Raw genomic sequence first — 11,889 nt, forward strand, 5'->3', positions numbered from 1 at the left:
CGGCGGCCGGCAGCGTCAATTGTTCGGCGGCAGCTCCGCCGGCGGGTATGGCTGTTTGCCGGTGTTGAAGTCCATGATCTTGCGCGTCACGCCCGGCAGCATGGCCGAGATCGGGTTGATGCGCACCACAGGCTGGCTTGGCGTGCCCACAACCTCATAGGTCACGCCGAACAGACCTTCATTGCTGCCGCCGAGGAACAGCCCGACGATAGGGATCTGGTTGAACATGTTGTTCAGCCCGTACAGCGGCACGATCGTGCCCGAAGCCCGGACCTGGTTGACGTTGTAGTCGATGCTGCCCTCGATGGTCAGGCCGAGCGTCGGTCCCTTGACGACTCCGTCGCGGATCGAGAGCAGCCCGTTCTGCCGCGTGAACTCCGCGCGCAGCATGGTGAAGGCGATGCCTTGCGAGGCGCCCTGTGCTGCGCCGGAGGCGGCGCGATCCAGCGCCTGCTCACCCCTGACGGTGAAGTTGCGAACGATCGCCAGGCCTTCCTTGGGGCTGGAGTCGGCCGTCGGCGGCTCCATCGCCAGTTCCAGCTCGCCGCCAGCCATCTTGGAATAGGTGTCGGCGAAGCGCAGCAGCGCGCCGGCATCGTTGGTTACGAGATAGATCACCTCGCGGCCCTGGCGACGCGCGCGAGGATCGGCGCTCGGCGCCTCGCGGCCGACGCGGATGTCGGCGGTGACGGGCGTGTCGCGGCCGACCTTGCCGGTCAAATTGAAGCTCTTGAAGGCGCCGCCGCGCCTGGAGAACTTGAGGTCGACGCTGCGCAGCGCCTCGCCGTTGAAGCCGGCAACGGCGCCGAGCTTGACCTCGGCGTCGAAGTCGAGGTTGGAGCGTGCCTTGTTCTTGTCGGCGTCCTTGTTGGTGCCCGAGATCGCCGACTTCAGGAAGCCGCGGCCGTCGAATACGTCGCCGCGCATCGACAGCTTCAGCACGCCGTCCTGGCCGCGCTCGGCCTTGAGCTGCGTCTTGTCGCCTTCCGACGGCGAATAGGTCGGGAAGTTGGCGTTCATCAGGTCGCCGTTCTGGTCGACTTCCAGCGAGCCCTTGATGGAGACGCCGCCGCCTTCGATGTTGATGTCCTCGAAGCGTGTCGATTGCTGCTTGGCGACAACGTTGAAGGTGGCCTTGCCGGATTTGCCCGGATTCTTCACCCAGCCCGGCAGCAGGTTGTCGAGCTTGAGCTGGGTCAGATCGGCCTCGACGCCGATGCGGCTGTCGCGATCGCTGGAGCCGGCGATCTTGCCATTGAGCTTGAGCGGCACGTTGCCGGTGATCGCGGTGCCCAGATCCATGCCGAGCCGGGCCCGGCTGGCATCGTCGAGGATCGCCTGCATCTTGATGTCGGCGTCGCCTTCCGTCGGCTTGCGATAGTCGAGCGTGGCCGGCTGGCCGTTGATCTTGACGTCGCCCTTCACCTGATAGCCGGCGGTGTTGGCCACGATCTTGAGCGTGTTGGCCTCGAGCTTCTGGTTCATCACCAGTTTGTCGGCGGCAAAGCCATTGAGATCGGCCGTGACCGCGTAGCTGGTGTCGGCCTTGGTCAGTTCGCCCTTGACCGGCATCGCGAGATTGACGCTGGCCTGGAACGTTCCCTTGGTCTGGTTGGGATCGATCGGCATCGACGACAGATCGTTGAGCCGGTCGGAGGCGAGGATTTCGGCGGCAGCGGCGACCTGCCCTTCGACGCGCATGCGTACCCGCGACGGCGACGGCTTCGGCGCCATGTCCGGTACTTCGAACACGACGTCGGAGAAGTTGAGCTTGCGCCCGGCCGGCGTATCCGCGACGCCCTGCCCGATCGTCACCGTCGCGGTGCGGCCGGTGACATGCGCCTTCACGTCGGCATCGCGCACCGACGGCAAGCCGTCGACCGGATGCACGGTGACATTGGTGGCGACGATGTTGACGTCGAGACCATCGTCGGGAATCGGCGGCCCCTTTCGCGGCAGGTTGCGCGTCGGCGAATTGACGGCGACGTCGATCCGCTGCACCGAGCCGCGCTCGATGCGCTCGATGATCCAGGCCCGCACCTCCGGCACGATCAGCGCCGGCCAGATCCGTTTCATCGCCAGCGCGGGCATCGGCGTCGCCGCGAAGCCGAGCTTCAGCCGCGGCTCGCCGGCATAGTCGACGCTGCCGGTGCCGGCGACGCCGATCTCGCCATTGGAGACCTCCGCCTGCGTCAGCAGCACGCGCTTGCCCTCGGTGTCGAAGCGGAAGTTGATCGAGATGCGGTTGAAGATCAGCGGTGGCTCGTTTTCGATGGCGCCGAGCAGAATGGTGCCGCCGTTGAGACCCAGCCGCCAGTCGTTTGCGGTGTCGTTCGGAGGCTCGAGATTGGCGTTGAGCGTGATGCGGTTGGCGCCCGAGATCACCTTCAATGGCGCGATCAGCACGCGGCGCCCGGCGTCCCATTCCATGCTGATCTCGGCGGAGTCGATCGCCATCGGATAGTCGGGCGTATCGGTGTCGATGATCTTGCCCGCGCCGATGTTGATCTTGCCGCGCAGATAGGTCGGCAGCCCGTCGCGCGCGAGCTCGCCCTTGATCTCGCCGGTCATGGGCAGGTCCGCCATGTAGGTGAGATCCTTGAGCCGCATCGCCAGCAGGATGTTGCTGGTGGAGACCTTGTCGGCCTTGATGTCCACCGTGCGCACGCCGTTGGCCTGGGGCCCGACCAGGATGCGCAGCTGCCACGGCTTGGCGCCCTCTTCGCCGAGGCTCAGCGCCACCCCGCCGCCGGACGGCCGGCGCAGGCTGAGGCTGATGTTCTCGAACGTCCATTTGTTGCCGCGCTGCTGGTCGTCGACGATCAGCACGCCGTTCTTCAACCCGATCTCGTTCAGGTTCTGGCCATCGAGCCCGGTGAGGCTGAGGCTGTCGAGCCAGTCCAGGCCGGCGAGCAGGCCGTTCGGCGCAGCGGTCGCGGACACAGTCGACATGGCCGGCGGTGCTGGCTGCGAGCCGGCCTGCGGTCCCGGTGCGTTGGGCGGTGGCGCGGCCTGTCCCGGTCGCGGGAATGTCGGCGGCAGGCCGGCATCGCGCTTGGAGGCGACGCCCGTTGCCAGCGGCTTGGTGGTCTCCCCCGTCGACACCGTGACGGTGCCGTCCGGGGTGATGCGAATCGCGAGCTCGGCGTCGACCAGCTTGAGGCTCTCGGCACGCAACTGGCCCATCAGCAGCGCGGCGCCGGACAGCCGCACCTCGGCCTTGGGCGCGCTGGCGACGATGGCGTGATCCTGATCGCGCACGATGATGTCGCGGATCCGGACCGCGATCCTGATCCGGCCGGCACGCTCGATCTGGGTGCCGCCGACCTCGACGGTGTTGCCGTGGCCGATATTGTCCTCGATCGCCGCCGCGAGCCACGGCGTCGCCAGATCGAGGCTGATCGGGCCCGCACCGAGCCGCAGCCACAGGCCGGCGAAGCCGAGCCCGACGAGCAGCATGAGCGATGCCAGCGTGATGACGATCCGCTTGGCCACGCGGCCGCCCGGCAGACGCGGACGCGCCCAGCCGAATCGACCGGTGCTCCCGCCCGAATCGGGCCGCGACAACAGGCGCCGGGCGCGCTGCCCGACCGTCTCGTCGTGCTCGGCGGCAGCCTCATACTGGTCGGCCACATCCCAGTCGGCCTCATCCCACTGCTGGCCCTGGGTGTCCGCTTGCAGATGGGGCCGGTGGGGTGATGTCTGTCTTGCCATTGCCTCTCGGTGCCGGCCCCTCGTGTCCGAAACATTCGTGCCAACCTGGCCTCGGCCAGGTTGGTCGCCGGTGTGGCCCCGCCCGTTCACGCAGCGCGCGTGCTCACTGCCGGCAGGACTCGATGCCCCAAATGATCCCGTCACGCTTCGGCGGGTGCTGTCAACACGCCGCTGGCGCTTCGCCGGCGGCGCGGACGACGCGCGACATCCTCGTCACTATACCCCGCCGCCGTCAGGTTTGCCCACCTGCTCGCGCCAGCGGACCGGCGCCTCTCCACCGCCGGACGAATTCTGTGGCGGGGACGTCTGATCCGGAGACGGTACGAGAGTCGTCATTGCACTGTGCTCAACTGCGCTGGTGCTCACGCCTGCTGGTAGCCGTGATCTTCGCTTCATCGCAAGAGACACGATCCCCTGCGCGCCGCGAAGCACGGATTCCAGATCGATCCCGGGACACCGGACAAGAACCGAGATACTTTCATTTTTGAGCCGCCGAAAGCGACGAAAGGAAGGCGTATGTCAAAGGAATCACAAAAGAAATCCTCCAACCCGGCGTCCTACGGGGCGATTGACGGGAACCGGCTCGCCACCGCGGCCAAGAAGGCCACCAAGAAGACGGCCAAACCGGCAGTGACGAAAGCCACCAAGACGACCTCCGCAAAGACGACCTCCGCAAAGACCGCGACGTCCAAAGCCGCGACCACCAAAACGGGAGCTGCGAAGGCCGGGCCCAGGACGCCAGCCACCACTGGAACGGGCCTCGCCGAGGGCGTCAAGGCACCCGCGTTCAAGCTGCCGCGCGATGGCGGCGGAACCGTTTCGCTGGCCGATTACGGCGGCCAGAAGCTCGTGCTGTTCTTCTATCCCAAGGCCAATACGCCCGGCTGCACCAAGGAGGCGATCGACTTCACCCGCCTGTCGAAGGACTTCGCGGCCGCCGGCGCCGCAGTGCTCGGCGTCTCCGCCGATTCGGTCAAGGCGCAGGACAATTTCCGCGACAAGCACGATCTCGCCGTGCCCCTGATCTCGGACGAGACACATGAGATGCTGGAGGCCTACGGCGCCTGGGGCGAGAAGTCGCTCTATGGCCGCAAGTTTCTCGGCATCATCCGAAGCACCGTCTTGATCGGCGCCGACGGCCGCGTCGCCAAAGTGTGGCGCAACGTCAAGGTCGACGGCCATGCCGACGCGGTGCTCGCGGCGGCGCGCGCGCTCTGAGAATGCGCCTGACGGCGTTGGCGGAAAATTAACCATGCAGGGGTCAAATCGCTCCCGTAAATGACGCCGCTGGAACGACGATCTCCGGCCGGCGCGGGAGTGCCGATGTCGTATCGTTCCGGCCATCACGCCGAATATCCCCAGCACCATTCTCATGACCGTGGGCACGCCCATCACCATCGGCGCGCCCCCGTCAGCCATCCGGCGCCGGTCGCGGCCGCGTCGCAGAGCGACTACACGCTGGTGCATGCCGGCAAGCAGGTGCGCATCGGCCCGGTGGTGTTCTGGATCGTGGTCGGCACCGTCAGCCTGCTCGGGCTGTGGTCGGCGGCGACCGCGACCTATTTCGCGTTTCGCGACGACGTGCTGACGCGGCTGATCGCGCGCCAGGCCGAGATGCAATACGCCTATGAGGACCGCATCGCCGAGCTACGCGCCAAGGTCGATCGCGCCACCAGCCGGCAATTGCTCGACCAGGAGCAGTTCGACCAGAAGCTCGACCAGATCCTGAAGCGCCAGAGCGCGCTTGAAGGCCGCGCCACCGCGCTCGGCAGCATGCCCGACATCACCGGCTCGATCCGCGCCCCGGCGCGCGCGCCTGTCTCCATCGAGCCGCCGTCGGCGCCAGCCACGCCCAAGCCGTCGCCGATCAGCGACACCGTGATCTTCACGGCGCCGCCGGACCGCGAGGCCCGGCTCGAATCGCGCAGCCCTGTGATGGCCAACGCGCAGCCGAACCCATCGACCAAGCTCGCCGGCGTCGACAACGTGCTGACGCGGCTGACGCGCTCGCTCGACCAGGTCGAGGCGCGGCAGATCGCGATGCTGTCCTCGGCCGAAGAGACGCTGGAATCGAAGCTGCGCCGGATGCGCGGCGTCATCACCGATCTCGGCCTCGACATGGGTCAGCTCGAAGCGGCGGCGCCGAAGGGCGGCATGGGCGGCCCGTTCGTGCCGGTCAAGCTCGGCGCCGAATCCGGTCCGTTCGAGCGCCAGCTCTACCGCATCAGCATCACCCGCGCCCAGGTCGAGAAGATGAACCGCACGCTGTCGCTGGTGCCTTATCGCAAGCCGGTGATCGGCGAGGTCGAGTTCACCTCCGGCTTCGGCGTGCGCTCCGATCCGTTCCTCGGCCGCCCAGCCATGCACACCGGCCTCGACTTCCGCGCCGCCACCGGCGATCCGGTCCGCGTCACCGCCAACGGCAAGGTGGTCAACGCCGGCTGGGCCGGCGGCTACGGCCGCATGGTCGAGGTTGATCACGGCAACGGCCTCTCCACCCGCTACGGCCATCTCTCCGAGATCAACGTCAAGATCGGCCAGCATGTGAAGATCGGCGACATCATCGGCGAGGTCGGCTCGACCGGCCGCTCGACCGGCCCGCATCTGCACTACGAGACCCGCATCGACGGCGAAGCCGTCGACCCGCAGAAATTCCTGCGCGCCGGCGTCCGGCTTAGCGCGGGCTAGGTCAGTCAGCTCACATCAAGTTGGTGCGGTGCAGCGCCCCGCGGGGGCGCTCCGGAGCCGGGCCTATCGCTTGGCCGGGAGCATGAAGACCTGCCCCGGATAGATCAGATCGGGACTTCGGATCTGCTCCCGGTTTGCCTTGTAGATGACCGCGTAGCGCGTGCCGCCCCCGAGCAGGCGGCGGCTGATGTGCCACAAGCTATCGCCGCGGGCGACCGTGACCGTCGTCATCTTCGGCTCGCCTCTGGCAGCGGGCACGATCGCCTCACGCGGGTTGCCTGCAGCTGCGACCAGCGTGGACTGAGCGGCCGCGCGAGCCTTGGCCCTCTCGGTCCCCGCAACAGCCGAGGACAGCGATGCAGTCGTCGCGTCGTCGGGCAGGCTCAACGGGACCTCGGCGCGCGCCTGGACGGAGCCGGATGCCGGATCGACCTCGTCGAGCCTGATCCGGTCTTTGCCCGCCCGGCTGACGTCCTTGCCGATCGCGATGCTGAGACGTCCGTCGGCACCCGCCACCGTCGATGAGATCAGGCGATCGTTCAAATAAAGCCTCACCGTCGCGCCCGGACGCGCCCGGCCGTTGACGCGCAGGACGCCATTCGTCTCGTGATCCACCGCGTCCACCGCCAGCGCCTGCGGGATCGCGCCGGCCGGCTTCGACAGAACGCGCGTCGGCTCATCCGGCGACAGCAGAGCCACCGTGGCCTGCTGCCGCCCGGCCTCGACGTTCACCGCCACGCTCTGCTTCGACGTCACCTCGTGTCCGTCGGCGAGCTTCGATCGCAGGGTCAGATCGTAGGTTCCGGCAGGGAGACGGGGCGGCACCATGGCGAACTGTCCGGCCCGGTCGGCAACGACGCGGTCATGAACCTCGCCGTTGCGCAGCAGCTCCACGGTGGCGCCGGGCGCTGCGCGCCCGGCGACGACGGCGTCACCCGAAGGAGCGACGTTGACGACATCGAACGCCGGACCATCGCTTTCGGCGCCCGACTGTGGAACCAGCGGGCCCAGCGCGTCGGCAAGACCACTCGCCTGCTGCTGCATCGTCGCAAGCGGGCTCGCGCCGCGACCATGGTCCGCGGCGGACGGCGCTTGCTCGGCGGTCGGAACCGATGCGGACTGGCCCGGCGCTTCGGCCGCCGGGATTGCCGCTCCGCTCGCGGCCGTTCTGTCCCGCCCGATGATCGGGACGTCACGGATCAGCGTGGGATCGAACACGACGACCAGCGCTGCCGCCGGGACCACGAGGGCCGCGACCCCAAGAATGATCCGGATCACCGGCTTGCCGCTCATGATCATGCCTCGGTCCATTGCTGGTCGCGTCGATCGCGCGTGTGTCGAGCCATACCATCCGGTCCGGCGAAACACCATTGCAGCCGGGCGGGCACGACACCGGACAATTCCGGGATACCGGCCGCCGAGGCCGCCCATGGCTGGCCCGGCCGCGCCCGGACCCGGCCGGCTCACGCCGCGCCGAGCGCGTCGACAAAGCGCGACAAATCTTCCCCCAACTCGCCCGGCTCCTCGAGGCCGATGCTGAGCCGCACCAGCACATCCTTGAGCGCCTTGCGCAAGGCCAGATCCTTCGCCGCGATCGGGCCGAGCAGCAGGTCGGAATGGTCGCCGACCGACGGGCACGAGACAACATCCGGTCATTTGCGCGACGCGCGTGCCCTGCTCCGGCCTTCGGACGCAATCTGCGCCGCGCATTCGGCGAACACCTGACGCAGGAATTTGTGGCTGGGGTCCTGATCCCTGAACGAGGGCCAGATCATGGACTCGTTCAGGCGCGGAATCTCGAACGGGAAGCCGACGAACTTCACGGGATAATGCAGCGCCAGATCCTGCGCGAGCAGCCGATGCAGTGTCGCGATCCGGTCCGTCCCGCACAACATCCTGGGAAGGAGGCAGTAGGAATCGACCGTACAGGCAATCTTTCGCGGCCGGCCGGCGCGCGGGAAGAACAATTCCTCGAACGAGAAGGTGCCGGCTTCGCCGAGGCGGACGTTGACGTGATCGGCCGCGAAATAATCGTCCTCGGACAGCTTGCCACGCCGCAACGGCCGCTCCCGGCACATCATGCAGACATGATCGTCCGACAGCAGATGCGTCTGCGGATGCGCTATCCGTGATGCATACTGCTCGGGCAATATCAGCAGGTCGATGTCGCCGAGCCCGAACACCTGCTCGACATGCTTGGGCAGATGCGCGATCTCGAGCTGGAATCCGGTCGCGCGCTGCGCGAGCGCGATCGCCACTCGCGACACCAGCACATAGGTCGCGTAGTCGGATGCACAGATCCGGAACGTGCGGCTGATCGTCGAGGGATCGAAGTCCGGCCTCGTGCTGATCGCGGCGCGCGCACGAACGAGCGTGTCCTTGACCGGCTCGACCAGCGCCTGGGCGAGCGGCGTCAGCTCGAACTGCCGTCCGACCTGGGTCAACAACTCGTCCTCGAAGAACTCGCGCAGACGCGCCAGCGCGGCGCTGGTCGCGGATTGACCGAGCCGGAGGCGATCCGCAGCCCGCGTGACGTTGCGCTCGTCGAGCAGCGCGTCGAGCGCCACCAGCAGATTGAGATCGAACCTGTCCAGCCGCATCGCAGCGCGCTCCCTTCCCCTGGACTTGTCACTTGGTATCGATCGTATCGATGACGATGCGCAATTCAATCGATTTTGCCGGATCACGGGTTCGACCTAGCGTGTGCTCGGACCAGCGTCGGCAGAGGGCGCGAAAGCCCGGGCCAAGGGGCCCCCCGCGACTGGTCCGTTCACGGGGAGGGAAACATGAGCCGATCGAGCTCGGGTGGAGTCGTGCTCGCCACGTGCCACGTGGCCGGCATGCTGGACCTGGTGGCGCTGCCGGTCTGGGTCGGAACGTTCATCGAATTCTACGGTCTGTCGCCCGCGCAGGCGGGTGCGACCGTCACCAGCTTCCTGGCGGGCATCGTGCTCGCGAGCCTGGTGACCGCGCGATCGTTCGCGCGGCTCGACGCGCGCAGCATCGTGGTCGGCGGCTTCATCGTGGCCGCTGCGGCGTTCGGCTATCTCGCCGGCAGGCCGCCAGAGCTGGTGCCATTCTGGGTTCTGCCGATCATCCACGCCATCACGGGCCTCGCAGCCGGTGCCGCCTTGTCGATGACGCACGGCACGATGGGCCGTACCGACAATCCGCACCGCCTGTTCGGCCTCGCCAATGTCGCGCTCGCCGTCTTCAGCGTCGCCTTCTTCGCCACCGTGCCGGCCCTGATCCATGCGATCAGCCCGCGCCTGCTGTTCGCGGTGTTCGCAGCCAGCATGGCGGTCGCGGCGCTCCTGGCCTCTCTCGGCTTCCCGCGCTCCGTCGCCGCCGCCGAGACCGGCGGCGAGATGCTGCACGCGATGCCCGGCCGAGCCTGGCTGATCATCGCCGTCGTGATCTGCCTCGCCTTCAACCAGTCGCTCGTTTTCTCCTTCCTGGAGCGCATCGGCCATCACAAGGGGCTGTCGCAGGACGACGTCACCAAGGTTCTGATCGCCGTCGGCTTCATCAACCTGCTTCCCGGCGCGCTGGCGGCGGCCCTGCAACGACGCCTGTCGCCGATCGCGATCGGCATTGCCGGCCCGCTGCTGCAGGCCATGCTGGCTTTCGTGATCGTCAATGCCCAGGGCTTCTCGACCTACGCGGCCTTTGCGATCCCCTACGTCTCGATCGTGATCTTCACCCACACGTTCCTGTTCGGACTGCTGTCGCAGATCGACCCGAGCCGGCGCGCAGTCGCGGCGACACCGGCGATGATGATGATCGGATCGGCCGCGGGACCCGCCGTCGCCGGCGCGATCGTGGAGAGCCTGGGCTACGGCGGCCTGAGCTACGTGGCCGGAACGATATCCACGCTCGCCGTCGTCCTGATGCTGACCTTCAAGGCACGCACCGCCGCATCACCGGCCATGCTGCGCTCCGCCTGAGCCCCCTGCCCCCAAGGAGAGTCCCATGAACAAACACGTCACGCAGCACAACGGCCTGGAGTTTCCGCAGGATATCGTGTTCTCCGGCTATGCAGCTCCGGTGCGGATCGAAGGCGAGGTGCACGACCTCGAGGTGATCGGCCGCATTCCGGCGGGGCTGGAAGGCGTCTACTACCGCAACAGCGCCGACCACACCTACCCGCCTCTGCTGGGCAAGGACATCTTCCTCAACGGCGACGGCATGGTGCACATGGTCCGCATCCAGAACGGTCATGCCGATCTGGCGATGCGCTACGTCCGTACCCGCAAGTTCCTGATCGAGCGGCAGGCGCGCAAGGCGCTGTTCGGCGCCTATCGCAATCCGTTCACCGATTCACCCGAGGTGGCGGGCGAGGATGCCAACACCGCCAACACCTCGGTGATGTGGCACCATGGCAAGCTCTATGCCCTGAAGGAATCCGGCCGCCCCTACGAGCTCGATCCGGTCACGCTGGAGACCCGTGGCGAGACCGATTTCGGCGGCCAGCTCCGGAGCCGCACCTTCACCGCCCATCCCAAGATGGACCCGCTCACCGGCGAGTGCATCGCGTTCGCCTATAATTGCGAGGGCACGGCCAGCAATGACATCGAGCTCTACACCATCGCGCCGGACGGCGAGTTCACCCGCACCGAGCGCTTCACCGCGCCCTACTGCTCGATGGTCCACGACTTCCTGGTATCACGCAACTACATCGCCTTTGTGATCTGCCCGATGGTCTGCGACTGGGATCGCGTCAGGAAGGGCGAGCCCTATTGGCATTGGGACAGCCACAGGCAGACCCATGTCGCCGTGATCCCGCGCCGGCAGGGCGTGGCCGGCATCCGCTGGTTCACCGCGCCGAAGCTCGCGATGCAGACCCACACCTTCAACGCCTGGGAGCACGGCAGCCGCCTGGTGCTCGACCAGTTCGTCACGGAGTCCGGCTGGCTCAGCCAGTTCCCGGACATCCGCGATCCCGAGGCCAAGGAGCTGCCGCCCTTCGGCGAACGTTGGACGATCGATCTGTCGAGTGCATCTGGCGCCATCGACATCTCGCGCTTCATCGGACACATCGGCGAGATGCCGGTCATCGACCAGCGCTTCGCGATGGCCCGCGTCCGGCACTTCTGGTTCGGCACCAACAATCCCAAGCTCGGCCCGATGCTGCCCTTCGGCCCCAAGGGACCGCCCTTCACCTGCCTCGGACATTTCGACGAGGAGACAGGCAAGCTCGACTTCTACTACGCCGGCCCCGAGAGCTCGCCCGAGGAGCCATGCTTCGTTCCCCGCAGCGCGCACGCAGCCGAGGGCGACGGCTGGCTGCTCAGCATCGTCGGACGGCGGGCGGAGAACCGCACCGATCTCGTCATCCTCGACGCACGCAATCTGTCGGCCGGCCCCATTGCGACAATCCGCTTCCCGTGCCGGGTGCACGAGGGTTTCCACGGCATCTGGGTGAACGCCGACGTCCTTTAACGCATCCGGCCACCGGAGGCGCCAGCCGCGGATCCGCCAGCGCCT

General features: G+C 67.3%; 7 protein-coding genes. 4 read left to right on the forward strand and 3 right to left on the reverse strand.

Annotation, left to right across the window (positions count from 1 at the left end; translation table 11 throughout):
• Nucleotides 1-15 precede the first annotated feature (15 nt).
• On the reverse strand, nt 16-3,714 hold the full coding sequence (locus ACQR13_RS14700; protein WP_316225440.1) for a YhdP family protein: 3,699 nt from the start codon (nt 3,712-3,714) through the stop codon (nt 16-18).
• A gap of 516 nt (nt 3,715-4,230) precedes the next feature.
• Between ACQR13_RS14700 and ACQR13_RS14705 the strand changes: the two genes are divergently transcribed.
• Together ACQR13_RS14705 and ACQR13_RS14710 are read left to right on the forward strand one after the other, a co-directional pair.
• Nucleotides 4,231-4,932 (forward strand): peroxiredoxin, encoded by a 702-nt coding sequence (locus ACQR13_RS14705; protein ID WP_315826877.1) that lies wholly within the window; start codon nt 4,231-4,233, stop codon nt 4,930-4,932.
• A gap of 105 nt (nt 4,933-5,037) precedes the next feature.
• On the forward strand, nt 5,038-6,402 hold the full coding sequence (locus ACQR13_RS14710) for a M23 family metallopeptidase (RefSeq protein ID WP_315751679.1): 1,365 nt from the start codon (nt 5,038-5,040) through the stop codon (nt 6,400-6,402).
• A 63-nt stretch (nt 6,403-6,465) separates the two neighbouring features.
• Here ACQR13_RS14710 and ACQR13_RS14715 read toward each other — a convergent pair whose 3' ends face one another.
• A complete protein-coding gene (locus ACQR13_RS14715) occupies nt 6,466-7,701 on the reverse strand; it encodes a LysM peptidoglycan-binding domain-containing protein (RefSeq protein ID WP_316207687.1) in 1,236 nt (411 codons plus the stop codon).
• A 353-nt stretch (nt 7,702-8,054) separates the two neighbouring features.
• Entirely contained in the window at nt 8,055-9,002 is a 948-nt protein-coding gene (locus tag ACQR13_RS14720; RefSeq protein WP_434862931.1) for a LysR family transcriptional regulator, read from the reverse strand.
• A gap of 186 nt (nt 9,003-9,188) precedes the next feature.
• Here ACQR13_RS14720 and ACQR13_RS14725 point away from each other — a divergent pair, with 186 nt between their 5' ends.
• Complete coding sequence (locus ACQR13_RS14725; protein WP_434862932.1) at nt 9,189-10,349, forward strand: MFS transporter; 1,161 nt, start codon at nt 9,189-9,191, stop codon at nt 10,347-10,349.
• Between the two features lie 25 nt (nt 10,350-10,374).
• Nucleotides 10,375-11,844 (forward strand): carotenoid oxygenase family protein, encoded by a 1,470-nt coding sequence (locus ACQR13_RS14730; protein ID WP_315751684.1) that lies wholly within the window; start codon nt 10,375-10,377, stop codon nt 11,842-11,844.
• Nucleotides 11,845-11,889 lie beyond the last annotated feature (45 nt).

Origin of the sequence: Bradyrhizobium sp. HKCCYLRH3059 (assembly GCF_051168035.1) — a bacterium.
GTDB lineage: Bacteria > Pseudomonadota > Alphaproteobacteria > Rhizobiales > Xanthobacteraceae > Bradyrhizobium.

Excerpts from the sequence above, each read along its gene's own strand:
- ACQR13_RS14720 (WP_434862931.1), bottom strand. The coding sequence starts at position 9,002 with ATGCGGCTGGACAGGTTCGATCTCAATCTGCTGGTGGCGCTCGACGCG.
- ACQR13_RS14730 (WP_315751684.1), top strand. The coding sequence starts at position 10,375 with ATGAACAAACACGTCACGCAGCACAACGGCCTGGAGTTTCCGCAGGAT.
- ACQR13_RS14715 (WP_316207687.1), bottom strand. The coding sequence starts at position 7,701 with ATGATCATGAGCGGCAAGCCGGTGATCCGGATCATTCTTGGGGTCGCG.
- ACQR13_RS14725 (WP_434862932.1), top strand. The coding sequence starts at position 9,189 with ATGAGCCGATCGAGCTCGGGTGGAGTCGTGCTCGCCACGTGCCACGTG.
- ACQR13_RS14700 (WP_316225440.1), bottom strand. The coding sequence starts at position 3,714 with ATGGCAAGACAGACATCACCCCACCGGCCCCATCTGCAAGCGGACACC.
- ACQR13_RS14710 (WP_315751679.1), top strand. The coding sequence starts at position 5,038 with ATGTCGTATCGTTCCGGCCATCACGCCGAATATCCCCAGCACCATTCT.
- ACQR13_RS14705 (WP_315826877.1), top strand. The coding sequence starts at position 4,231 with ATGTCAAAGGAATCACAAAAGAAATCCTCCAACCCGGCGTCCTACGGG.